Annotated in this window: 23 protein-coding genes; 9 read left to right on the top strand and 14 right to left on the bottom strand. The window is 60.5% G+C overall.

All coding sequences use genetic code 11. The features are described 5' to 3' along the window. The first annotated feature begins 5 nt into the window (after positions 1-5). On the top strand, positions 6-1,409 hold the full coding sequence (gene cysG / locus AC6BYQ_RS18915; protein ID WP_019456157.1) for a siroheme synthase CysG: 1,404 nt from the start codon (positions 6-8) through the stop codon (positions 1,407-1,409). 50 nt (positions 1,410-1,459) lie between these two features. On the opposite strand, the gene trpS is transcribed toward cysG, so the two are convergent. The 12 genes from trpS to pilM form a co-directional block, all read right to left on the bottom strand. Further along, positions 1,460-2,467 (bottom strand): tryptophan--tRNA ligase, encoded by a 1,008-nt coding sequence (gene trpS, locus AC6BYQ_RS18910; RefSeq protein WP_063918397.1) that lies wholly within the window; start codon positions 2,465-2,467, stop codon positions 1,460-1,462. A 2-nt stretch (positions 2,468-2,469) separates the two neighbouring features. Further along, positions 2,470-3,168, bottom strand: coding sequence for a phosphoglycolate phosphatase (locus AC6BYQ_RS18905; RefSeq protein ID WP_019456159.1), 699 nt, complete (start codon positions 3,166-3,168; stop codon positions 2,470-2,472). After that, on the bottom strand, positions 3,161-3,838 hold the full coding sequence (gene rpe / locus AC6BYQ_RS18900) for a ribulose-phosphate 3-epimerase (protein ID WP_019456160.1): 678 nt from the start codon (positions 3,836-3,838) through the stop codon (positions 3,161-3,163). Before rpe ends, AC6BYQ_RS18905 begins: the two co-directional genes overlap by 8 nt. 50 nt (positions 3,839-3,888) lie before the next feature. Next, complete coding sequence (gene dam / locus AC6BYQ_RS18895) at positions 3,889-4,701, bottom strand: adenine-specific DNA-methyltransferase (protein ID WP_004930319.1); 813 nt, start codon at positions 4,699-4,701, stop codon at positions 3,889-3,891. Positions 4,702-4,785: 84 nt separating this feature from the next. After that, entirely contained in the window at positions 4,786-5,796 is a 1,011-nt protein-coding gene (locus tag AC6BYQ_RS18890) for an SPOR domain-containing protein (RefSeq protein WP_154747835.1), read from the bottom strand. Positions 5,797-5,952: 156 nt separating this feature from the next. Further along, positions 5,953-7,053: a 3-dehydroquinate synthase gene (gene aroB / locus AC6BYQ_RS18885; RefSeq protein ID WP_019456162.1), complete on the bottom strand. Its 1,101-nt coding sequence runs from the start codon at positions 7,051-7,053 to the stop codon at positions 5,953-5,955. Between the two features lie 106 nt (positions 7,054-7,159). Then, a complete protein-coding gene (gene aroK / locus AC6BYQ_RS18880; RefSeq protein WP_004391482.1) occupies positions 7,160-7,681 on the bottom strand; it encodes a shikimate kinase AroK in 522 nt (173 codons plus the stop codon). A gap of 349 nt (positions 7,682-8,030) precedes the next feature. After that, positions 8,031-9,275, bottom strand: coding sequence for a DNA uptake porin HofQ (gene hofQ, locus AC6BYQ_RS18875; RefSeq protein WP_498057353.1), 1,245 nt, complete (start codon positions 9,273-9,275; stop codon positions 8,031-8,033). Next, on the bottom strand, positions 9,272-9,634 hold the full coding sequence (locus AC6BYQ_RS18870; RefSeq protein ID WP_025159905.1) for a HofP DNA utilization family protein: 363 nt from the start codon (positions 9,632-9,634) through the stop codon (positions 9,272-9,274). Before AC6BYQ_RS18870 ends, hofQ begins: the two co-directional genes overlap by 4 nt. Continuing rightward, positions 9,627-10,127, bottom strand: coding sequence for a hypothetical protein (locus tag AC6BYQ_RS18865; RefSeq protein ID WP_498057352.1), 501 nt, complete (start codon positions 10,125-10,127; stop codon positions 9,627-9,629). The genes AC6BYQ_RS18870 and AC6BYQ_RS18865 overlap by 8 nt, the downstream gene beginning before the upstream one ends. Next, entirely contained in the window at positions 10,120-10,659 is a 540-nt protein-coding gene (locus tag AC6BYQ_RS18860; protein WP_498057351.1) for a PilN domain-containing protein, read from the bottom strand. The genes AC6BYQ_RS18865 and AC6BYQ_RS18860 overlap by 8 nt, the downstream gene beginning before the upstream one ends. Beyond that, positions 10,659-11,492 (bottom strand): type IV pilus biogenesis protein PilM, encoded by an 834-nt coding sequence (gene pilM / locus AC6BYQ_RS18855; protein ID WP_154747841.1) that lies wholly within the window; start codon positions 11,490-11,492, stop codon positions 10,659-10,661. Before pilM ends, AC6BYQ_RS18860 begins: the two co-directional genes overlap by 1 nt. Before the next feature lie 121 nt (positions 11,493-11,613). Here pilM and mrcA point away from each other — a divergent pair, with 121 nt between their 5' ends. Then, positions 11,614-14,172, top strand: coding sequence for a peptidoglycan glycosyltransferase/peptidoglycan DD-transpeptidase MrcA (gene mrcA, locus AC6BYQ_RS18850; RefSeq protein ID WP_025159904.1), 2,559 nt, complete (start codon positions 11,614-11,616; stop codon positions 14,170-14,172). A 51-nt stretch (positions 14,173-14,223) separates the two neighbouring features. Here the strand turns inward: mrcA and nudE are convergent, their stop codons facing one another. Next, positions 14,224-14,778: an ADP compounds hydrolase NudE gene (gene nudE, locus AC6BYQ_RS18845; protein WP_015379304.1), complete on the bottom strand. Its 555-nt coding sequence runs from the start codon at positions 14,776-14,778 to the stop codon at positions 14,224-14,226. Positions 14,779-15,224: 446 nt separating this feature from the next. Here nudE and AC6BYQ_RS18840 point away from each other — a divergent pair, with 446 nt between their 5' ends. The 7 genes from AC6BYQ_RS18840 to AC6BYQ_RS18810 all read left to right on the top strand — a co-directional run bounded on the left by AC6BYQ_RS18840 (position 15,225) and on the right by AC6BYQ_RS18810 (position 22,127). Beyond that, positions 15,225-17,360, top strand: a complete 2,136-nt coding sequence (locus tag AC6BYQ_RS18840) for an intracellular growth attenuator family protein (RefSeq protein WP_498057350.1) — start codon at positions 15,225-15,227, stop codon at positions 17,358-17,360. Between the two features lie 98 nt (positions 17,361-17,458). Continuing rightward, positions 17,459-18,139 carry a GMP/IMP nucleotidase gene (gene yrfG, locus AC6BYQ_RS18835; protein ID WP_019456170.1) on the top strand — a complete coding sequence of 227 codons (681 nt, stop codon included), beginning with the start codon at positions 17,459-17,461 and terminating at the stop codon, positions 18,137-18,139. Continuing rightward, complete coding sequence (gene hslR / locus AC6BYQ_RS18830; RefSeq protein WP_025304547.1) at positions 18,136-18,543, top strand: ribosome-associated heat shock protein Hsp15; 408 nt, start codon at positions 18,136-18,138, stop codon at positions 18,541-18,543. Before yrfG ends, hslR begins: the two co-directional genes overlap by 4 nt. Positions 18,544-18,568: 25 nt before the next feature. Beyond that, a complete protein-coding gene (gene hslO, locus AC6BYQ_RS18825; protein ID WP_015379307.1) occupies positions 18,569-19,447 on the top strand; it encodes an Hsp33 family molecular chaperone HslO in 879 nt (292 codons plus the stop codon). Positions 19,448-19,641: 194 nt separating this feature from the next. Next, positions 19,642-21,261, top strand: a complete 1,620-nt coding sequence (gene pckA, locus AC6BYQ_RS18820; RefSeq protein ID WP_025159902.1) for a phosphoenolpyruvate carboxykinase (ATP) — start codon at positions 19,642-19,644, stop codon at positions 21,259-21,261. Between the two features lie 126 nt (positions 21,262-21,387). Beyond that, a complete protein-coding gene (locus AC6BYQ_RS18815; RefSeq protein ID WP_004930730.1) occupies positions 21,388-21,651 on the top strand; it encodes a FitA-like ribbon-helix-helix domain-containing protein in 264 nt (87 codons plus the stop codon). Beyond that, a complete protein-coding gene (locus AC6BYQ_RS18810; RefSeq protein ID WP_019455155.1) occupies positions 21,648-22,127 on the top strand; it encodes a type II toxin-antitoxin system VapC family toxin in 480 nt (159 codons plus the stop codon). Before AC6BYQ_RS18815 ends, AC6BYQ_RS18810 begins: the two co-directional genes overlap by 4 nt. A gap of 34 nt (positions 22,128-22,161) precedes the next feature. Here the strand turns inward: AC6BYQ_RS18810 and AC6BYQ_RS18805 are convergent. Then, a partial coding sequence (locus AC6BYQ_RS18805; RefSeq protein ID WP_498057349.1) for an ATP-binding protein occupies positions 22,162-22,646 on the bottom strand: 485 nt, incomplete at its 5' end.

The following is a 22,646-nucleotide window of genomic DNA, read 5'->3' as shown; positions in this document are numbered from 1 at the left end:
TGCCGATGGACTACCTGCCGATTTTCTGCCAACTGCAACATAAAGCCTGCCTGCTGGTCGGCGGCGGCGAGATAGCCGAACGCAAAGCGCGCCTGCTGCTGGACGCCGGCGCGGCGCTGACCGTCAACGCCCTGGAGTTCACCCCGCAGTTCCGCCAATGGGCGGAAGAAGGCCTGGTGACGCTGACCGAAGGCGAATTCAACCCAAGCCTGTTGGCGGAAAAATGGCTGGTGATCGCCGCCACCGATCGGCTGGAAGTCAACGCGCTGGTGTACCAATGCGCCAACCAGCAGCGGGTATTCTGCAACGTGGTCGATGACCCGAAACGCGCCAGCTTTATCATGCCGTCGATCATCGATCGTTCGCCGATCATGGTGGCGGTATCCTCCGGTGGCAAAGCGCCGGTATTAGCACGGCTGCTGCGCGAGAAGCTGGAGGCGATGTTGCCGCAGCACCTCGGAAAACTGGCCCAGTTAGGCGGTTCGCTGCGGCAGCGGGTAAAACGACGCTTCAGCAGCCTCGGCGCGCGTCGTCGCTTTTGGGAACGGTTGTTCGCCCACGATCGGCTAGCGCAGTCGCTGGCCAACGACGACGCCGCACTGGCTGAACGCCAGCTCGAGCAGCTGTTCAGCGAACAGCCGGAAGATCGCGGTGAAGTGGTACTGGTGGGCGCCGGGCCAGGCGATGCCGGCTTGCTGACGCTGAAAGGGCTGCAGCAGATCCAGCAGGCCGACGTGGTGGTTTATGACCGGCTGGTCTCTGAAGATATCATGACGCTGGTGCGCCGCGACGCCGAGCGCATCTTCGTCGGCAAACGCGCCGGCCACCACTGCGTGCCGCAGGAGCAGATCAACCAAATCCTGCTGCAGCAGGCGTTGCAAGGCAAACGCGTGGTGCGCCTGAAAGGGGGCGATCCCTTTATCTTCGGCCGCGGCGGCGAAGAGCTGGAGACGCTGGCGGACGCTAACGTGCCATTCTCGGTGGTGCCAGGCATTACCGCCGCCTCTGGCTGTTCCGCCTACAGCGGCATCCCGCTCACCCACCGCGACCACGCGCAGAGCGTGCGCCTTGTGACCGGCCACGCCAAAGCCGACGGTGGATTGGACTGGGCGACGCTGGCTGCCGGGCAACAGACGCTGGTGTTTTATATGGGGCTGTCGCAAGCGGCGGAGATCCAACGCCAGCTGATCGCTAACGGCCTGCCGGCCGCCACGCCGGTGGCGCTGGTGGAAAACGGCACCTCCTGCCGTCAGCGAGTGATCGAAGGCGAGCTCGGCCAACTGGGCGCCTTGGCCCTGCAGGCCGCCAGCCCCAGCCTGATCATCGTCGGCAGCGTGGTCAGCCTGCGCGGCAAGCTCAATTGGTTCGCCAGCGAGGCAGCGCCCGCCAGTCTGGCGCAAATGGCGTGATAGCGACGTAAAAAAAGCGGCCTAGGCCGCTTTTTCTATTTGTGCCGGCGTTACGCCTGCGGCGGTACGAAACCGACGGCCTGATAGACCTTCGCCAGGGTTTCCTGCGCCCGCGCACGCGCTTTGGCCGCGCCATCGCGCATCACCTGCTGCAGGTAGGCTTCATCGTTGCGGAAGCGATAGTAACGCTCCTGCAGCTCGCCCAACATGCCGGAGACGGCGTCCGCCACCGCGCCTTTCAGATGGCCGTACATTTGGCCCTCGAACTCGGCTTCCAGCTGTGCGATGCTCTTGCCGCTCACGCCGGCGAGGATATCCAGCAGGTTGGAGACACCCGCCTTGTTGGCCACGTCGTAACGCACGACAGGCGGCTCTTCCGAGTCGGTCATTGCGCGTTTGATCTTCTTGCTCACCGCTTTCGGATCTTCCAGCAGACCGATCACGTTGTTGCGGTTGTCGTCCGACTTGGACATCTTCTTGGTCGGTTCCTGCAGCGACATTACGCGCGCGCCGGATTTAGGGATAAACGGCTCCGGCACTTTGAACACGTCGCCGTACAGCGCGTTGAAACGCTGGCCCACGTCGCGGCTCAGCTCCAGGTGCTGTTTCTGGTCTTCGCCCACCGGCACCTGGTTGGTTTGATACAGCAGGATGTCCGCCGCCATCAGCACCGGATAGCTGAACAACCCGGCGTTGATGTTCTCCGCATAGCGTGCGGATTTGTCCTTGAACTGCGTCATGCGGCTCAGCTCGCCGAAATAGGTGTAGCAGTTCAGCACCCAGCTCAGCTGCGTGTGCTCAGGCACGTGCGACTGCACGAAGATGGTGCTTTTTTCCGGATCGATGCCGCAGGCCAGGTACAGTGCCAGCGTATCCAGCGTGGCCTTGCGCAACTTCTCGGCGTCCTGGCGCACGGTGATGGCATGCAGATCGACGATGCAATAGATGCAGTCGTAGTCGTCCTGCATCTGAACCCACTGACGCAGCGCACCCATGTAGTTGCCGATGGTCAGTTCGCCGGACGGCTGCGCGCCGCTAAATACGATGGGCTTACTCATGTTTAAATTTCCTGATTCTCTAAAGATGACAGCCCAAGAGCGGGCAACAAATCGGCGAAGCGCTCCAACACCCGATCGGGGTGGCTCAGGGCGATCGATTCGCCGTAGTTATAACCGTAGGTGAAACCGACACTCGGGCAACCGGCGCCCTGTGCGGCTTGAATATCGTTGCGTGAGTCGCCGACGAACAGCAGTTCATGCGCGCGCAGGCCAAGCTTGCCGAGCACCAGGTACAACGGCGCAGGATGCGGTTTCTTTTCCGTCACGTCGTCGCCGCCGATCACCAGCGAGAAATAGTCGCCAATGCCCAACGACGCCAGCAGCGGCGCCACGAACGGCGTCGGCTTATTGGTCACCAGCGCCATCGGGTAACCGTGCGCCGCCAGTCGGGCCAGCGTCTCTTGCACCTGCGGGAACAGGCGGCTGCCGCTGTCGACGGTCTGCGCATAGAAATGGTCGAAGCGTTCACGCAGCCGGCCGCACTGCTCCGGCGTGCCTTCCGCTTCCGCCCAGCGCAGCGCGCGCTGCACCAGCACGTCGGCGCCGTTGCCGATCCAGGTGCCGACCCGCTCCTCACCCGCTTGCGGCAGGTTCATCTCTTCCAGCGCCATATCGATGGCGGCCGCCAGGCCCGGCGCGCTGTCGACCAGCGTGCCGTCCAGATCGAAGGCCAGTGCGCGGATCGCGCCGAAATCAGCCATGGGAAACCTTCGCCAGCTCGCTGCGCATCTCGTCGATCACCTTGCGGTAGTCCGGCTGGCCAAAGATGGCGGAACCGGCGACAAACATATCGGCGCCCGCGGCGGCGATTTCGGCGATGTTGTCCACTTTAACCCCGCCGTCGACTTCCAGACGGATATCGCGGCCGCTGTCGTCGATCAGCTTGCGCACCTGACGCAGCTTGTCGAGGGTACCGTGAATGAACGACTGGCCGCCGAAGCCCGGGTTGACCGACATCAGCAGGATCACGTCGATTTTATCCATCACGTAATCGAGATAGCTCAGCGGCGTGGCCGGATTGAACACCAGGCCGGCTTTGCAACCGTGTTCTTTGATCAGCTGGATGGTGCGATCGACATGTTCGGACGCTTCGGGGTGGAAAGAGATATAGGATGCGCCGGCCTTGGCGAAATCAGGCACGATGCGATCCACCGGCTTGACCATCAAGTGCACGTCAATCGGCGCGGTAATGCCGTAGTTACGCAGCGCTTCGCACACCATCGGACCGATGGTCAGATTGGGCACGTAGTGGTTGTCCATCACGTCGAAGTGCACCACGTCGCCGCCAGCGGCCAGCACGTTAGCGGTATCTTCACCTAACCGGGCAAAATCTGCCGACAGAATGGACGGGGCAATCAAAAACTTTTTCATCCGCTTCTCCAAACGTAGGGTCGAGTTGTTATGCGCCGGGGAGCCCCGGCTTAGCGATACAGCGCCAAAAGCTCGTTCACTTTGCTGCGGCCGAGAATATTGCGGCTGATCGTGCGGCGCGCTTTCACCACATACAGCGCAGCATGCTGATACCAGTCGCGCGTCAGCTCGGTATCGTGATTGGAGATCAATACCGGCACCTGGCTCTCTACCGAGAGCTGGTGCGCCAGATGCGCCAGGCTCTGCTGATCGGCGATGCTGAAGCTGTTGGTGTGGTAAGCGGTGAAATTCGCCGTCGCCGACAGCGGCGCGTAAGGCGGATCACAATACACCACGGCGCCGGCCACGGCCTTCGCCATGGTATCGCGGTAATGCTCGCAGACAAAAGTGGCATTGCGCGATTTTTCGGCAAACCAGTAGAGCTCTTCTTCCGGGAAGTACGGTTTCTTGTAGCGGCCAAACGGCACGTTGAACTCGCCGCGCAGGTTATAGCGGCACAGGCCGTTATAGCAGTGACGGTTCAGATACAGGAACAGCAGCGCCCGGCGGTAAGGCTCGGTGCTAGTATTGAACTCTTCTCGCAGCAGGTAAAACTGATCCGAGTTATTGAATTCATCGGCGAAAAGCGTGCGGGCATCGCGCACGAAGTCATCCGTGCGCAGCTTAACGATGTTATACAGGTTGATAAGATCGCTATTGATGTCGGCGAGAATGTAGGCGTCGTAATCCGTATTCAGAAAGACGGATCCCGCACCCACGAAGGGCTCGATTAAGCAGTCTCCCGCCGGCAGATGGCGACGAATCTCATCTACCAGCGGGTATTTTCCACCAGCCCATTTTAAAAAAGCGCGGTTTTTCTTCATGCCGTCAATTAGCTACTTATACAATTCAGAGCGGCGGATTGTACTCTGTTTCAGACAGCACATCAGCGCACAAATTTAAATGATTTATTTTTTAAGATCTTGCTGCACTTGGTGTACAGGTCGGACCCATGGTTTTTTCGCCTGCACATCCGCCGGCAACGAAGCGATGGCGCGCTTCGCTTCCGCAGAAGACGCGTAGTTGCCGCTCACCAGCACGTACCACGGCTTACCGTCGCGCTTAGTGGCGTACACCAGGTAATTCTGCAGCTTCTGTTGCTTGGCGTAGGCGTTCAGCGTATCGGAGCGCGAAGCGCTGCTCAGCTGCAAGGTATAGTGGCTGCCCGGCGCAGACTGCAGAGAACTGCCGCTGCTGCTGACCGCCTCCGCTTTCGCGGTGGAAGACGGCTTGGCCGGCGGCGTATACACCGTAGTCGGTGATTTATGCTGCGTAGCGTTCGGTTTAGTCACGGCGGTTTTCGCCGGCGTTTTATGCTGCTGCGCGGTGCCCTGCACAGGACGTGTCGCTTCGCGCGCCGCGGCGCCGCTCATCACCGTCGCCGGTGCGGTCGGCAACGTCGACGCTGCGCCGGTCATGCCCTGGGTCGCGGCATCCACCTGCCCCTGCTGCTGCGACAGCGCATCCGCCATGTTGCCCGGCAAGTCGACGCGCTGCTGCGCACCGCCCTGCTGAGGCTGAGTTTGCGCTTCGGTCGGCGTGCCAGAGATCGGCGGAACGCTGACGTTCTGCGGTTGCTGCGGCTGAGTCGCGCTTACGCCGCTGTTGTCGTGGGTATCTGTCGTGCCGCCCGGCACGCCGTTATTGGCGGTGGTCAGCGACGAAGAACCGGACAGATTGATATCGCGGGCAGCGCCGTTTTGCGCGCCGCTCTCCTGAGCCGCCTCATGTTTGGTCGGCGCCTTCAGGGCGGAACCGATGCCGATAATCAGCAGCAGCAACACCAAAATGCCGATGCCAATCATCAAATGCTGGCGCGAAACGGCGAAGCGCGGCGCAGCGGCCGGCTTGCGCGAACGCGTAGGACGACGATCGCTGCTATCAGGTCTGAGATCGTCTTCCGGTTTAAACTCGTCCATCTGAAACCCTCCAACTAGAGGCAAAAGCCCACCACCGTAGACCTACCGTGGCACGGGCAGATTAACCCGATGATGGCAAAGCGACACCCGTCGTGCTCTGCTCACTGTATTAATATAGATGCAAATGGCGGCTAAGCCACTGTTACTTAGTCCGATTTAATTACGCTTCTGCTCAGGCAGGCAGGCGGCGATCGACGCCAACACCAGCTCATGCCCTATGCCGCCGCGCACTTCCGCCGCGCCGATCGCGGTCGGCAGCACCAGACGCAGTTCACCCGCCAGCACTTTCTTGTCGCGCAGCATGTGCGGCAGATAGGATGCCGGCGTCATTTCCTGCGGCCCGCAGACCGGCAAGCCGGCGCGCAACAGCAGCGCTTTGACGCGTTCGATGTCTTCAACGGAGAACTGGCCGAGACGATATGCGGTTTCCGCCGCCATCACCATGCCCGCAGCCACCGCTTCGCCGTGCAGCCATACGCCGTAGCCCATTTCGGCTTCGATGGCGTGGCCGTAAGTATGGCCCAAATTCAGCAAGGCGCGCAGACCGCTTTCGCGTTCATCGGCGGCCACGACCTCAGCCTTCAGTTCGCAGCAGCGGCGAATACAGTAGGCCAACGCCTGCATATCCAGCGCCATCAGCGCATCGATATTGTTTTCCAACCAGACGAAGAATTCGCGATCGAGGATGATCCCGTATTTGATGACTTCAGCCAGGCCGGAAGAGAGTTCACGCGCCGGCAATGTCTTCAGGCAATCCAGATCAACCACCACCGAAGCGGGTTGATAGAAAGCGCCGATCATGTTTTTGCCGAGCGGGTGGTTGACGGCGGTCTTGCCGCCCACGGAGGAGTCCACCTGCGACAGCAGCGTGGTGGGAACCTGAATAAAGCGCACGCCGCGTTGATAGCACGCGGCGGCAAAGCCGGTCAGATCGCCGACAACGCCGCCACCAAGCGCGATCAACGTGGTGTCGCGCCCGTGCGGTTTTTCGAGCAGCGCCGAAAACACCTGCTCCAACACCGCCAGAGATTTGTACTGTTCACCATCGGGAAGGATCACCTGATCCACCACGACGCCGCCCTGCTCCAGCACCTGCCGGACACGCTCCAGATAGAGCGGCGCCAGGGTCTGGTTGGTGACCAACATCGCTTGCTCACCCGCCTTTAACGGCATAAAAGAAGCCGGATCGTTAAACAATCCGGCGGCGATGGTAATCGGGTAGCTGCGCTCCCCAAGCGTTACAGTAATTCTCTCCATGTCGCGCTCAGTTCTCTGTATGGTGCGGCGGTGGTTGCTCCCCGCAGCGGCGGGGAACACAAATCAGTTTTCCGCATTAGCCGACGGCGAACGCGAAAATCGGCAATCAGTTGCTTTCCAGCATGTTGATGATCTGGTTGGCAACCACTTTAGCGCTCTGATCGTCGGTGCGGATGGTGACATCAGCAATCTCTTCATACAACGGATTGCGCTCTTTCGCCAACGCTTCCAACACCTCGCGCGGCGGAGAGTCGACCTGCAGCAGCGGGCGTTTTTTATCACGCTGGGTGCGAGCCAGCTGCTTCTCGATCGTGGTTTCCAAATAGACCACCACGCCGCGCGCAGACAGACGGTTGCGCGTTTCGCGCGACTTCACCGAACCGCCGCCGGTCGCCAACACAATCCCTTGTTTTTCCGTCAGTTCATTAATGACTTTTTCTTCACGATCGCGGAAACCTTCTTCCCCTTCCACGTCGAATACCCAGCCCACGTCAGCTCCGGTACGTCGCTCAATTTCTTGATCGGAGTCGAAGAACTCCATATTGAGTTGCTGAGCTAACTGACGGCCAATAGTGCTTTTGCCGGCACCCATAGGCCCAACCAGAAAGATATTGCGTTTCTCTGCCATGTTTTTCGGTATTACTAAGACAATTCGTTAATGTTAACCCGCCCCGCCAATCAAATCAGCGGCGGGACCTAAACTGAAACCTCATGAGCGATAGTGCGAGATCAGACGAAAAATTATCTCAACACTCTTGGTAGTTTGGCAACCGAATAAATCGCAATCCACGCCGCGGGAGGGAAACCATATGTTTTTAACGGCGTCTTGGCGCTAACAAAAAACCTCGGTGCTCAATTCGGTAACCCTTGTAAGCTAAATCGGCCGCAGCGTCAAACGCAGATCCCCCCAAGGGGATAAAAAAGTGTATCTGCTCATCAACTTTAGGAGATTTGCCGTCCGGCCGACAGGCAGCCGCTTATCCCTTAATCAACGTCGGCGTAATGAAGATCACCAGCTCGCGTTTTTTCTGCTGTGCGCCGCTCTGTCGGAACAAGCCCCCCAGCAGCGGCGCGTCTCCCAACCCCGGCACCTTGTCCGCCGTATTGCCTTGATGCCGTTGAAAAATGCCGCCGAGCACCAGGGTTTCGCCGTTTTTCACCGTGATCTGCGTCTTAATCTCCTGTTTATCGATGGTCAGCGCTTCGCCCGCCCCCCGGCTGATGGCGCGCCCCGGCATATTTTGGCTGATGTGCAGCGTCAGCGTGATGCGCCCGTCCGGCAACACCTTCGGCGTCACCTCCATGCCCAGCACCGCCTCTTTGAACTCGATCGCGGTCGCGCCGCTGGCGCCGCTTGAGACTTCGTAAGGGATCTCCGTGCCCTGCTTGATGCTGGCGGTTTGCAGGTGCGCCGTCAGCAGGCGCGGGCTGGCGATGATCTCCACCTGATTCTCCTGCTCCAGCGCCGTCAACTCGAGGCTCAGCAAGCGCCCGCTGATGCGCGCCAGGTGGAAACCGGCGTTCACCGCGCTGCGCTCCAGCGGCAGGTTGACGCCGAGATTGCCCGGCCGCAGCGGCTGTGCCGGCCTGTCGTCGGGCGCCAATCCCCAGCGCACGCCGAGTTCACGCAGGCTTTCGCTGTTGATGGTCACGATATGCGCCGCCAGCTGCACCTGCGCCAGCGGCGCGTCCATTTCCGTTACGCGCTTTTTCAACTGTGCCAACATCGGCGTGGTGTCACGCAACAGCAGCGTATTGGTGCGCTTATCCGCCAGCACGCTGCCACGCTCGCTAAGCAAGGCGCCGCGTTGGGCGTTGAGGCTTTCGGCAATCTCCGCCGCATCGCCGTTTTGCAACGTCAGCGTCAGGCTGTGCAGCGGTTGCCTTTGCGCCTGCGCCTCTCGCTGCTGTTTTTTTTGCTGCTCGTCCGGCTCCGGGGAGACAAGCATCACGTTGCCCTCACGCGTCATCGCCAGTTTGCCCATGCGCAAGGTCAGCGCCAGTGCCTGCGGCCAGGGCACATTCTCCAGCCGCAGCGTCAGGTTGCCGCTCACACCGGGCGCGGCGATCAGGTTCATCTGCCGATAATCCGCCAGCGCCTGCAGGATGACCGTGACCGGCGCGTCTTGAAACTCCAGCGAAATAACCTGTTTATCCTGCGCCTGCGCGGCGCCGAGCATCAGAGACCACAGCGCCATACCCAGTCCAGCGCGTCCTTTCATGATTTGCCATCCTTGTTGTCCATCGTCAGCGATACGTCGCCGTGATCTGCCGGGCAATCCGGTTCGGCTGCCAGCGCCGTTAACGTCAGGCTGCGCGCCTGCACCTGCGTTACCTGCCAGCGTTCGGCGAGCACCCGCTGCTGCGGCCGCAGGCGCAGCCATTGACCCGCCGGCGTCACCACCCAGCCATAGCGCTGCGTTGGTTGCCCGATGACGCCCTTCAGCCGCCAACCTGCCGGCGATGCCGCCGCCTGGGCACAAGCAGGCTGCGAAGGTGGCGCAAACGGATCGCGCGATTCAGCGCATAAGGCCCACGGCCATAGCAACCACCACCCAAGGCCGAGTAGTCTTCTACTCATGCTCATCGGCTCGCTCCTCGGAGGCATCCTGCAGCACCAACCGCGCCGTCATGCCCTGCGGCGGGGTCTCCACGCGCAGTTGTACAAGGCGCAAATTGGCCGGTAGCGCCTCCAGCAACGTCAGTAAACCGGCGTAGTCAATGCGCAAGCTCAGCGTTTGCCGCAGCGGTTTTTCCTGCTGCTGCCAGCGCAGCAAGTCGCCCCCCGCCCGTTGCAGCGCGCTCGCCAGATCGCCGGTTGGGAATGGAGGAACTGGCGCTGCGGGGATAACGGCCTGCGGCGCCTCGTCCAGTTGGCTCCGCACCATGGCGATCTGTTGCAGCAAGCGTTGTTGCCTTTCCGTCGCGTTTTCCCGCTGGCGCCATTCGTCTTGCAGCATCCAGCCGCCGGCCAGTAGCGCCAACGTGCCGATGCCCAACCATTGCGCGGCCAGCAACTGCCAACCCGACAGGCCCAGCCAGAAGTGCAGCCCGGATGATAAACGGCTATCCATCACGCCCCCATGGCGCCGCCAGATGAAAGGAGAACAGGCCGTCTTCGCGCTGCACCACCTCCGCCAAACGCAGCCGCGGCAGCGCGGGCATCTTCGCCAATCGCCGTTCGAACTGCGAGATGGCCGCAGGAGAACCGCTCAGCCCATGCAGCCGCAGGCCGTTCGCCGCATCGCTGTCCAACGTCGTGAGCCACAGCGGAGGGGGAACGCAGGAGGACAAATGTTGCAGCAGCTGTAAATAACGCCGGTTATGTTGGGCATTGTTCGCCTGCCGTTCGGCGAGGGCGCGGTGCCGTGCCTGCTGAGCCCGCTCTTGTTGCTGTTGACGGGCGAGCAGCGTCAATGCCGCCAGCTCTTCATCCAACGTCGCCAATCGCTCTTGCCGCTGCGCCTGTTGATGGCGCTGCTGGCCGGTGACGAGGAATCCCGCCAACAGCAGCACCGTAACCTGCAACAGCAACACGCACAGCCAGAAATAGCCGCGCTGTCGGTCACGGCGTTGCCGCCAGGGCAGAAAGTTGACCTGATACATCAGCGGTCCTCCTCGCGCAGCGCCAGACCGCCGGCCAACGCGAACGCCGGGGGATGCGCAGGCAACGGCGGACGCAGCTGCGTGAAGGCGCTGAGCGGTGACCAGGAAAGACAGCCGGCGGGCAGAGATCCCGCCAGCACGCCGCCGGCATAGATCGGCCGATCGTCGCCTGGCGGCGACTGGGATTGCAGCGCCCGCAACGCCTGCGCGCCATCGTCGCCCGGCGCCAGGCCAAAGGCGAACGCGCCGTCGGCCGGCGCCACCCACAGCCATTCTCGTTCGAGACGGTGCATCAGCCCCGCAGCGATCGGCACGCCCGCCGCCGTCGCCATCATTCGCAGCGCGCAGGGCGTGATATCGACCGCTTGCGGATGCAGACCAGCCTGGCGCAGACAATGCAGCCACTGCTGCAGCTCCTGCCGCCGCGCGGCGGTCAACAACAACGCCGCCTCATCCGCCGGCGCGGCGCGATAATCGAGCGCCAGCGTCTGGCCATCGAGCGGAAACTGTTTTAAACCGTGGCCGCAGATATAGTCGCTGCGCTCCGGCTCGCGCAGTCGCGCGTCCGGCTGCGCCATGCGCTGCTGCAACACTCGTTGCGCCGGCAGGGCAATGCGTAAGGAAATATGTCGCGGCAGTTGAACGCGCCATTGCCGCAGCGCACGGGTAAGGAATTCTGAAGGTGCCAGGCAGCCGTCGCGTAAAACCGCCTGCGGCAGCGCCTGTTGCCACCAGTGACGCAACTGCCAGCCATTGCGGCGACGCTGAACCGCCATCGCCCGCACGCAGTCGATTTGTATATCCAGCCCCACCTGCCATGCTTGAGGGAACATGTTTCGCAAGCCTCCATAACATCAGATGATAAAAGAACATATCCATGTCGCAGGCTTGCCTTTATACTACCGCGCGGTTGTTTATAAACTGCCCAAATGACTAAGAAATGGGAAATCTCAGGTGAAGTTCGTAAAGTATTTACTAATCCTTGCAGTATGTTGCATCGTGCTGGGAGCAGCCTCGATTTTCGGCTTGTACAAATATGTCGAGCCGCAGCTGCCCGACGTTGCAACGCTGAAAGACGTGCGGCTGCAGATACCGATGCAGGTCTACAGCGCCGATGGCGAACTGATCGCCCAGTACGGCGAGAAGCGCCGCATTCCGCTGAAACTGGATCAAATTCCGCCGGTAATGGTGCACGCGTTTATCGCCACCGAAGACAGCCGCTTCTATGATCACCACGGCGTGGATCCGGTCGGTATCTTCCGTGCCGCCTCCATCGCGTTGGTCTCCGGCCACGCTTCACAGGGGGCCAGTACCATTACCCAACAGCTGGCGCGTAACTTCTTCTTAAGCCCGGAACGCACCCTGATGCGTAAAATCAAGGAAGCCTTCCTGGCGGTGCGCATCGAGCAGATGCTCACCAAGGATGAAATCCTTGAGCTGTATCTGAACAAGATCTATCTGGGTTACCGCGCCTACGGCGTGGGCGCCGCCGCGCAGGTCTATTTCGGCAAAGACGTCAGCCAGCTCACCCTGAGCGAAATGGCGACCATCGCCGGTCTGCCGAAAGCGCCGTCCACCTTTAACCCGCTCTATTCGCACGATCGCGCCGTTGCCCGTCGCAATGTGGTGCTGTCGCGCATGCTGGACGAGCATTACATCACGCAGGCGCAGTACGATCAGGCTCGTAGTGAAGATTTGGTCGCCAACTACCATGCGCCGGAAATCAGCTTCTCCGCACCGTATCTCTCCGAGATGGTGCGCCAGGAGATGATCAAGCGCTACGGTGAAAACGCCTATACCGACGGCTACAAGGTTTACACTACCGTCACCAAGCGGCTGCAGCTGGCGGCGCAGGAGTCGGTGCGCAACAACGTGCTGGCCTATGACATGCGCCACGGCTATCGCGGCCCGTCCAACGTGCTGTGGAAAGTCGGCGAAGCGGCCTGGGATCGCAAACAGATTATCGATTCGCTGAAAAACCTGCCGAACTACGGCCCGCTGGCGCCGGCAGTGATCACCGCCGCCAACCCGCAGGAAGCGACGGCGATGCTGGCCGACGGCAGCAGCATTGCCTTGCCGATGGCCACCATGCGCTGGGCGCGGCCATACCGTTCAGACACGCAGCAGGGCCCAACGCCGAAACGCGTCACCGACGTGGTGCAGGCCGGCCAGCAAGTGTGGGTGCGTAAAGTGAACGAAGCCTGGTGGCTGTCGCAGGTGCCGGACGTCAACTCGGCGCTGGTCTCCATCAACCCGAACGACGGCGCGGTAAAAGCGCTGGTCGGCGGCTTCGACTTCAACCAGAGCAAGTTCAACCGCGTCACGCAGGCCCTGCGTCAGGTCGGCTCGAACATCAAACCGTTCCTGTACACCGCCGCGATGGATAAAGGCCTGACGCTGGCCACCATCCTGAACGATTTGCCGATCACCCGTTGGGATGCCGGCGCCGGCACCGACTGGCGGCCGAAAAACTCGCCGCCGACCTACGACGGCCCGATCCGCCTGCGTCAGGGGCTGGGGCAATCGAAGAACGTGGTGATGGTGCGCGCGATGCGCGCGATGGGCGTCGACTACGCGGCGGAATATCTGCAGCGCTTCGGCTTCCCGGCGCAGAACATCGTGCATACCGAATCGCTGGCGCTGGGTTCCGCCTCCTTCACGCCGATGCAGTTGGTGCGCGGCTATGCGGTGCTGGCGAACGGCGGTTACCTGGTCGACCCGTACTTCATCACCAAGATCGAAGACGATAACGGCAATACGGTGTTCGAAGCCAAGCCAAAAGTGGTGTGCAGCAGCTGTAATCTGCCGGTTATCTACGGTGACACTCGCCGCTCGGCGGTACTGTCCGATGACAACATCGAAAACGTCGCCACTTCGCAGGAAGGCAACAACAGCACGGTGCCGATGCCGCAGCTGGAGCAGGTCACCCCGGCTCAGGTACAGCAGGACGGCGATCAACAGTATGCGCCGCACGTGATCAGCACACAGCTGGCGTTCCTGATCCACGATGCGCTGAACAGCAACATCTTCGGTGAACCGGGTTGGATGGGCACCGCCTGGCGCGCCGGGCGCGATCTGAAACGTCATGATATCGGCGGCAAAACCGGCACCACCAACAGCTCCAAAGACGCCTGGTTCTCCGGTTATGGTCCGGATACCGTGACGTCGGTGTGGATCGGCTTCGACGATCACCGCCGCGACCTGGGCCGTTCGACGGTGTCCGGCGCCATCCCGGATCAGATTTCCGGCGGTGAAGGCGGGGCCAAGAGCGCCCAGCCGGCGTGGGACGACTTCATGAAGACCGCGCTGGAAGGCATTCCTGAGCAGAAAGTCACGCCGCCGCCGGGCATCATCAGCGTCACCATCGACAAGAGCAGCGGCAAGCTCTCCGGCGGTGGCGGCGGCAGCCGTTCCGAGTACTTCATCGAAGGAACGCAGCCGACGGACTACCCATCGCGCGATACCGGCACCACGTTGACCGATCCGGGCGGCGAAAGCCACGAGCTGTTCTGATCGAAAAGGGCCAGAGAAATCTGGCCCTTTTTTTATGCGGCGCGCAGCGTCTCAGCGCGAAGCGCGCAGAAATGCCTCGGAGAGGAACAGCGCGCTGACGTTGCGCGCCTCGCGGAAATCCGGTTCTGCCAGCAGCGCCATCATGTTGGCGATCGGCCAGCGCACCTGCGGCAGCGGCTCCGGCTCGTCCCCTTCCAGGCTCTGCGGATAGAGATCGTGCGCCAGCACGATATTCATTTTGCTGGAAAAGTAGGATGGCGCCATCGTCAGCTTGCTGAGGAAGTCAAAGCGCTTCGCCCCGTATCCCACCTCTTCCATCAGCTCGCGGTTGGCCGCCTCCAGCACCCCTTCACCGGGATCGATCAACCCTTTCGGGAAACCCAGCTCATAGGATTCAGTGCCCACCGCATACTCGCGGATCAGCAGCAGGTCATCGCCAATCACCGGCACGATCATTACCGCTTCGCGATCCGAAGGCCGCATACGCTCATACACCCGCCGAACACCGTTGCTGAATTCCAAATCGACCGACTCGACGTTAAACAAACGCGAACGCGCGACCGTTTCCACTTTCAGAATTTTAGGTTTTTGCAGGTGTTTATCCATGATTGCCTCAAAGAGGTTACCCAGGCGCAGACGGGGGCAACCGAAATAATGATTGGCGTAGCGCACGGCTCGTTGGCGCTCAAACGCTGACCAAATTCGATCTTGATCACATTGTGCGTTAAGGGCAAGCTTCGCCGCAACGAGCATGAACAGTAATTTACTTTCTTTTAACAAGCGTAGCCAGCGGCGGGCGATTTTCCGTACTGATTCAGCAAACAGCACGCATGAAAATAGGATAATACCGATATCGACGGCACAGGCCGGCTGCTAGTATCACGCAGGCAAGAATCAGTGATAAAATGGCCTTGCGTCATGAAGGAATGAGATCCAAAGCGAGAATCTGTTTGTTCCCTCATTAGTTCTGGGTGCCTCCTGGCGGTTTACTCCGTATAATATTCAGCTTTTCATCAGGTTGGCGAAATTCACGGGTGTGAGATGGGGATTGCATGAGCACAATAGTGTTGATATTGGCCTTAGTGCTTGTCTGCCTGATCGCCGCCGGCCTGTATCTGTGGTTCAAGGCCCGCCACCCGTCGGCGCTGACGCACACGTTGCCGTTTATCAAACCCGCCCATCGCAAGCTGACCGACGAAGAGCGCGCCGCAGTCGAGTTCTATCTCAATCAGCAAAACAAGCTGAGCAACAAACTGTTGCCCGGCGGCAGCGCGATGCAGCCCAACGCCAAACTGGCGCTCACGCCGCAAAGCGATAGCGTGTATCCCGTGACGCACGCCATCACCCGCTACGGCCTGGCCAGCGACGATCCCAATAAATGGCGCTACTATCTCGACGCCGAAGAGGTGCACCTGCCGCCGTTTTGGGAACCTTATATCACCGCAGACAACCATGTGGAAGTGATCAGGACCCAGACGTTGCCGCTGGTGATTTCGCTCAACGGACACTCGCTGAAAGATCATATCCACGATCGGCCGCAGCCGCCGGTAGTGACCGCCGCACCGACTAAAAACGCCTCTATCCGCAAGGAGGAGAGCGAACATGTCGAGCTGGTGAACATTCGCAAAGAAACGCCGGAAGAGCATGCGCTGAATCGGCCGAACGGCATCCGTGAAGCCGTCATCATCTCCGCCGCGCTGTTGTTGCTGTTCTTTAGCCTGATCAGCCCGGTGCTGGTGATCCCCTGGATGATCTTCGTGGCGGTGCTGATGATCGCCTGGGGCTGCTGGAACCTGTTCCGCCGCCCGGCGCCGCGCGAACTGAAAGAGATCCACTGCCTGCGCGGCACGCCAAAGCGCTGGGGCCTGTTCGGTGAATCCGGCCAAGGGCAGATCAGCAATATTTCGCTCGGCATTATCGATCTGATCTATCCGCCGCATTGGCAGCCTTACCTGACGCAGGACCTGGGCAAAACCACCGATGTGGATGTCTACCTCAATCGGCAGGTGGTGCGCCAGGGGCGCTTCCTCTCGCTGCATGACGAAGTGAAGAATTTCCCGCTTCAGCAGTGGGGGCGCAATGCGGTGCTGGTCGCCAGTTCGGCGCTGGTGCTGCTGCTGCTGCTGGTCTATATCCCGCTCAACCTGCCATTGACCCTCAGCATGGCCTGGCTGCAAGGCGCGCAAAAAGTGGAAGTGACCAGCGTGCAAGCGCTGGAAGCCACGCCGCTGCGCATCGGCGATACGCTGAAGGTGCGCGGCAGCGGCATGTGCTATGTGCCGCCGCCGGCCAACGGTGGCGGCGCCGTCAACTTTGCGCCGTTCGACTGCTCCGGCATCTACTGGAACAACGCCGCTCCACTGCCGCCGCCGGAATCGGAAGTCATCGACAAAGCGACGGCCCTGTTGGCTACGGTCAACAGCCAGCTGCATCCAAGCGGCGCCGATCAGAAGGTCAACCCGCAACTGGCCAGCGCCATCGAGAAATCCGGCATGATCCTGTTGGACGACTTCTCCGATATCGTGCTGAAAACGCAGGATCTGTGCCAGGCTGAAAGCGACTGCGTGCGGCTGAAAAACGCGCTGGTCAATCTGGGTAACGCCAAAAACTGGAACGGCCTGGTGAAACGCGCCAAGTCTGGTGCGCTGCAGGGCGTCAACGTCCTGCTGCGCCCGGTAAGCGCCGAATCGCTGGACAGTTTGACCAAGGTGGCCACGTCATCGTTCATCTTCAATGAAACGCGGCTGGCCGCCGCGGCGCTCAACAGCCCGCCGCCGGGCGGTTTCCTGATCAGCAGCGACGAAGGCCGTCAGTTGGTCAGTCACCCGCAGCCGCAGACGCCGCAGAGCGAATACAACGCCCTCGACCAGTGGAACGAGCTGCAACGCCTTTCCAATCTGCTGCTGCACACCCCGTTCCAGGCGCAGGGCGTTATCACCAGCCTCAGCGTTGATGCCAACGGCACTCGCCACGTGGCGCTGCACAGCGAACCGGACATGATCACCCTGTGGCGCTATCTCGGCACCAGCCTGCTGTTGCTGGCGGTGGTCGTCAGCCTGGGTTATAACGCCTGGCGGCTGGTGCAGCGTCGGCGCATCAACCAGCACCGCGTCGCCGATATTCAGCGCTACTACGATAGCTGCTTCAACCCGCAGCTCAATCCGATGTCGATGCGGCCGATGGCCTGATCCTGACTCCGGGGCCTCCGCCCTGTCATCTGCTTATGCTACGCTAACGCTATTATTCTCATCTGCGGACCGTCCGTCGGTCCGCCCGTGGAGTTTTTATGGTCCCTGAGTTTGACTGGCCGCAGATCGATACCGTGCTGCTGGATATGGACGGCACCTTGCTGGATCTGGAGTTCGACAGCCACTTTTGGCTCAGCCTGGTGCCGCAGGCACTGAGCGAGAGGCGCGCCATTCCGTTCGACGAAGCCCGTGATATCATTCAGCGGGAATATCAGGCGGTGCAGCACACCATGAACTGGTACTGCTTCGATTATTGGAGCGAGCGGTTGGATCTGGACATCTACCGCATGACCAGCGAAGTGGGCAGCCGCGCCCGGCTGCGCGAAGACACCGAGCCGTTTTTACGGGCGCTGCGCGACGCCGGCCTGCAAACCATTCTGTTGACCAACGCCCATCCGCACAGCCTGGCAGTCAAAATCGAGCATACCGGTCTCGATCGGCACCTTGATTTATTGTTTTCCACCCACACATTTGGTTATCCGAAAGAAGATCAGCGTCTGTGGCAGGCGGTGCAGCAGCACACCGGATTCAATCCGCAGCGCACGCTGTTTGTCGACGACGGCGAGCCGATCCTGGACGCGGCGCGCACTTTCGGCATTCGTTACTGCCTGGGCGTGCAAAACCCGGACTCCAGCACGGCGGAGAAAAGCTTCCAGCGCCATCCGTCGATGCGCGACTATCGCCTGCTGATACCGGCGCTGGCCAAGGGGGAAGCATGAAGGAAAAAGCGACGCGCGACGACGCGGTCCGACTGGATAAGTGGCTGTGGGCCGCACGCTTCTATAAGACCCGCGCACTGGCGCGCGAAATGATCGACGGCGGCAAGGTGCATTACAACGGCCAGCGCGGCAAGCCGAGCAAGATTGTCGAACTCAACGCCGAGCTCAAGCTGCGGCAGGGCAACGAAGAACGTACGGTGATCGTGCTGGCGCTGACCAGCCAACGCCGCGGCGCCAACGAGGCGCAGCAAATGTATCAGGAAACCGAAGCCAGCATCGCCAACCGCGAAAAAATGGCGCTGGCGCGCAAGATGAACGCGTTGACCATGCCGCATCCGGACCGCCGTCCGGACAAAAAGGAGCGGCGCGACCTGATGAAATTTAAATTTGGTGAGCCGGAATAACCCCTCACCGCAATGAGAGAAGATTATGTCCAACCATGACCAATTGCACCGTTACCTGTTTGAAAACTACGCGGTGCGCGGCGAGCTGGTTACCGTCAGCGAAACCTATCAGCAGATCCTGAATAACCACGACTACCCGGCGCCGGTACAAAAACTGCTGGGCGAGCTGCTGGTCGCCACCAGTCTGTTGACCGCCACCCTGAAGTTCGACGGCGACATTACCGTTCAGCTGCAAGGCGACGGCCCGCTGAAGCTGGCGGTGATCAACGGCAACAACCGTCAGGAGATGCGCGGCGTTGCGCGCACCCAGGCGCCTATCGCCGACGACAGCACCTTGCATCAGATGATCGGCAACGGCGTCATGGTCATCACCATTTCCCCGACGGAAGGCGAGCGCTATCAGGGCGTGGTCGGCCTGGAAGGCGAAACCCTGGCCGAATGCCTGGAAGCCTACTTCCGCCAGTCTGAGCAGCTGCCAACCCGCCTGTTCATCCGCACCGGCGAAGCGGAAGGCAACGCCGCGGCGGCCGGTATGCTGCTGCAGGTGCTGCCGGCGCAGGACGGCAACCTCGATGATTTCGATCACCTGGTGCAACTGACCAACACGGTCAAAAGCGAAGAGCTGTTCGGCCTGCCGGCCAACGAGGTGCTGTACCGTCTGTACCACCAGGAAGAAGTCACCCTGTACGAACCGCAGGACGTACAGTTCCGTTGCACCTGTTCACGCCAGCGTTGCGCCGACGCGCTGCTGACCCTGCCGACCGACGAAGTGGCGGACATGCTGGAGCAGGACGGCAATATCGACATGCACTGCGACTATTGCGGCAGCCACTATGTCTTTGACCCGGTTGATGTTGCCGCGTTGTATGCGGGTAACACCGGCGAAAGCGACCAGTTGCACTAAGTTACACCCTCCCGGCGGGCGCGCCCGGCGCCCGCCAACGCCCGCCGTTTGCACGTTTGCTTTTTTCCGTGTGCTATCTCTCAGATCGTAACGAAATACCGCCTAAAACGTTAAATATTTGATACCCATCGCGGTTACGCACCGTTAGATCCCTACAATTGCCGCCAGAAATTCTGTGACCAAGGAGTAGTAACATGCGCGTTAAAGGTATAACCCCTCAGGATCTGGCCGCTTACGGCATTCACGACGTTAGCGAAATCGTTCACAACCCGAGCTATGAACTGCTGTTTAAGGAAGAAACAGACCCATCTCTGGAAGGTTTTGAGCGTGGGGTAGTCACCAAGCTGGGTGCCGTCTCCGTCGATACCGGCATCTTCACCGGTCGTTCGCCGAAAGACAAATACATCGTCCGCGACGACATCACCCGCGATACCGTGTGGTGGGCCGATCAGGGCAAAGGCAAAAACGACAACAAACCCCTCAGCCCGGAAGTATGGGCCGATCTGAAACACCTGGTCACTGAGCAACTGTCCGGCAAGCGCCTGTTCGTGGTGGATACCTTCTGCGGCGCCAACGCCGACTCGCGCCTGAAAGTGCGCTTCATCACCGAGGTGGCCTGGCAGGCGCACTTCGTGAAAAACATGTTCATCCGCCCAAGCGACGAAGAGCTGGCTGACTTCGAACCGGACTTCGTGGTGATGAACGGCGCCAAATGCACCAACCCGAACTGGCAGCAGCAAGGCCTGAACTCGGAGAACTTCGTCGCCTTCAACCTGACCGAGCGCATGCAGCTGATCGGCGGCACCTGGTACGGCGGCGAAATGAAGAAAGGCATGTTCTCGATGATGAACTACCTGCTGCCGCTGAAAGGCATCGCCTCGATGCACTGCTCGGCCAACGTGGGCGAGAAAGGCGACGTAGCGGTGTTCTTCGGCCTGTCCGGTACCGGCAAGACCACCCTCTCCACCGATCCTAAACGCCAACTGATCGGCGATGACGAACACGGCTGGGACGACGATGGCGTGTTCAACTTCGAAGGCGGCTGCTACGCCAAGACCATCAAACTGTCTGAAGAAGCCGAGCCGGATATCTATCACGCCATCAAGCGCGATGCGCTGCTGGAAAACGTCACCGTGCTGGCCGATGGCACCATCGACTTCAACGATGGTTCGAAAACCGAGAACACCCGCGTTTCTTACCCGATCTACCATATCCAGAACATCGTCAAACCGGTGTCCAAGGCAGGTCACGCCACCAAGGTGATCTTCCTGACCGCCGACGCCTTCGGCGTGCTGCCGCCGGTATCGCGCCTGACCGCCAACCAGACGCAGTACCACTTCCTGTCCGGCTTCACCGCCAAGCTGGCCGGCACCGAGCGCGGCGTGACCGAGCCGACGCCAACCTTCTCCGCCTGCTTCGGCGCCGCGTTCCTGTCGCTGCACCCGACGCAGTACGCCGAAGTGCTGGTGAAACGCATGCAGGCCGCCGGCGCCCAGGCTTACCTGGTCAACACCGGCTGGAACGGCACCGGCAAGCGCATCTCAATCAAAGACACGCGTGGCATCATCGACGCCATCCTGAGCGGTGAGATCGACAAGGCGGAAACCGTAACCCTGCCGATCTTCGATCTGGCGATGCCGACCGCGCTGCCTGGCGTGAATCCAGAGATCCTCGATCCGCGCAATACCTACGCCAGCCTCGAGCAGTGGCAGGAAAAAGCGCAGGATCTGGCCGAGCGTTTCATCACCAACTTCGACAAATACACCGATACGCCGGCAGGCGCCGCGCTGGTCAGCGCCGGCCCGAAGCTGTAATTCGGTAGCATTACCTCTTCAGCTAAGGCGCGGATCCCGCGCCTTTTTTCATTTTTCGTGATTGCTTTTTAACCAGTGAGACGAGAAAATAAGTCAATGCAATCATTGATAGCAAAGGAGGTTTCAATGGCTACTATCACCGTCAGAAATCTGGACGACGAAATCAAAGAACTGCTGCGTATTTCAGCGGCGAAAAACGGCCATTCCATGGAAGAGGAAGCGCGCATGATCCTGAAGCAGGCGCTGGTGAAAAAGCCGCCACGCTATGGATTGGGTACCTGGATGCATCAGCACTTCGCCGAGTTCGGTGGCGTCGAGCTGGAGATCCCACCACGTGACGCCGTGCCACCGCGCATCGTCACCTTTGACGATGAAGATGACAACGCATGATTATTCTCGACACCAACGTCATTTCAGAAACGCTGCGCCCCAGTCCGTACTACAACGTCATTAACTGGTTAAATGAAAAGGACAATGACAAGCTCTATCTGAGCGCCATTGTCCTGGCCGAACTGTTCAGCGGCGTCGCCTGCATGCCTGACGGCAAGCGCCAGCGGGATCTCAAGCTCAAATTGGCGGACGCGATTGAATTGAAGTTCGAGGGGCAGATATTGCCGTTTGATGGGCTGTGCGCGATGCAATACGCGGAATTGACGGCAAGGAATCGGCTTCTGGGTAAAGCGATGAGCATGCCGGATACCCAAATCGCCGCCACCTGCCTGCATTACGGTGCCGTCCTGGCCACCCGCAATACCAAAGCCTTCCTCCACTGCGGCATCGAGCTCATCGATCCGTGGCAGGCGCCGACCGGCCGTCGGTTGCATGAGGATGCGGCGGAATATTACGTGATGAGCAGGAAGTCCTGACGGGGCCGCAGCGAGGCAGCCCGCGCCAGGAGGGTCAGGCGTTTTCCCTGGCCGTTTGATGGCCGTTGGCCGACTCTTTTTTCTCCATCGGCAGCGGGATATACGCGCGGATCAACAACCCGCCGCGTTCGCTGGTGCCGATATCCAGCGCCCCGTCGTGCGCATCGATAATACGCTGCACGATCGCCAGCCCCAGACCGGTGCCGCTGGTACTGCGCGCGCTGTCGCCGCGTACGAACGGCTGCAACAGGTGCTTCAACTCTTCCGGCTTGATGCCCGGGCCGTCATCCTCGACCTGGAACCAGCCGCGCTGCAGCTCGCGGCCGCTGCTGACTTTGATCCAACCGTTGCCGTAACGCGCCGCATTCACCACCATATTCACCGCCGCCCGCTTAATCGACAGCGGGTGTACGTTCATCATCAGCTCGCCCGGCGACAGCGCGGTTTCAATCACCCGCTCATAACCGCTCTCCGCCGCGACCACCTCGCCCAAAATGGCGTTCAGATCGCTGCTTTCGG

Source organism: Serratia sp. LTN-2, assembly GCF_059740205.1.
The sequence above is the reverse complement of the archived record's forward strand: the minus strand, read 5'-3'. Positions and strand labels throughout refer to the sequence as shown.

Excerpts from the sequence above, each read along its gene's own strand:
- hofQ (WP_498057353.1), bottom strand. The coding sequence starts at position 9,275 with ATGAAAGGACGCGCTGGACTGGGTATGGCGCTGTGGTCTCTGATGCTC.
- AC6BYQ_RS18890 (WP_154747835.1), bottom strand. The coding sequence starts at position 5,796 with ATGGACGAGTTTAAACCGGAAGACGATCTCAGACCTGATAGCAGCGAT.
- AC6BYQ_RS18815 (WP_004930730.1), top strand. The coding sequence starts at position 21,388 with ATGGCTACTATCACCGTCAGAAATCTGGACGACGAAATCAAAGAACTG.
- hslR (WP_025304547.1), top strand. The coding sequence starts at position 18,136 with ATGAAGGAAAAAGCGACGCGCGACGACGCGGTCCGACTGGATAAGTGG.
- yrfG (WP_019456170.1), top strand. The coding sequence starts at position 17,459 with ATGGTCCCTGAGTTTGACTGGCCGCAGATCGATACCGTGCTGCTGGAT.
- trpS (WP_063918397.1), bottom strand. The coding sequence starts at position 2,467 with ATGAGTAAGCCCATCGTATTTAGCGGCGCGCAGCCGTCCGGCGAACTG.
- AC6BYQ_RS18905 (WP_019456159.1), bottom strand. The coding sequence starts at position 3,168 with ATGGCTGATTTCGGCGCGATCCGCGCACTGGCCTTCGATCTGGACGGC.
- nudE (WP_015379304.1), bottom strand. The coding sequence starts at position 14,778 with ATGGATAAACACCTGCAAAAACCTAAAATTCTGAAAGTGGAAACGGTC.
- cysG (WP_019456157.1), top strand. The coding sequence starts at position 6 with ATGGACTACCTGCCGATTTTCTGCCAACTGCAACATAAAGCCTGCCTG.
- AC6BYQ_RS18860 (WP_498057351.1), bottom strand. The coding sequence starts at position 10,659 with ATGTATCAGGTCAACTTTCTGCCCTGGCGGCAACGCCGTGACCGACAG.
- rpe (WP_019456160.1), bottom strand. The coding sequence starts at position 3,838 with ATGAAAAAGTTTTTGATTGCCCCGTCCATTCTGTCGGCAGATTTTGCC.
- AC6BYQ_RS18870 (WP_025159905.1), bottom strand. The coding sequence starts at position 9,634 with ATGAGTAGAAGACTACTCGGCCTTGGGTGGTGGTTGCTATGGCCGTGG.
- AC6BYQ_RS18840 (WP_498057350.1), top strand. The coding sequence starts at position 15,225 with ATGAGCACAATAGTGTTGATATTGGCCTTAGTGCTTGTCTGCCTGATC.
- pilM (WP_154747841.1), bottom strand. The coding sequence starts at position 11,492 with ATGTTCCCTCAAGCATGGCAGGTGGGGCTGGATATACAAATCGACTGC.
- hslO (WP_015379307.1), top strand. The coding sequence starts at position 18,569 with ATGTCCAACCATGACCAATTGCACCGTTACCTGTTTGAAAACTACGCG.
- AC6BYQ_RS18865 (WP_498057352.1), bottom strand. The coding sequence starts at position 10,127 with ATGGATAGCCGTTTATCATCCGGGCTGCACTTCTGGCTGGGCCTGTCG.
- AC6BYQ_RS18810 (WP_019455155.1), top strand. The coding sequence starts at position 21,648 with ATGATTATTCTCGACACCAACGTCATTTCAGAAACGCTGCGCCCCAGT.
- dam (WP_004930319.1), bottom strand. The coding sequence starts at position 4,701 with ATGAAGAAAAACCGCGCTTTTTTAAAATGGGCTGGTGGAAAATACCCG.
- aroK (WP_004391482.1), bottom strand. The coding sequence starts at position 7,681 with ATGGCAGAGAAACGCAATATCTTTCTGGTTGGGCCTATGGGTGCCGGC.
- pckA (WP_025159902.1), top strand. The coding sequence starts at position 19,642 with ATGCGCGTTAAAGGTATAACCCCTCAGGATCTGGCCGCTTACGGCATT.
- aroB (WP_019456162.1), bottom strand. The coding sequence starts at position 7,053 with ATGGAGAGAATTACTGTAACGCTTGGGGAGCGCAGCTACCCGATTACC.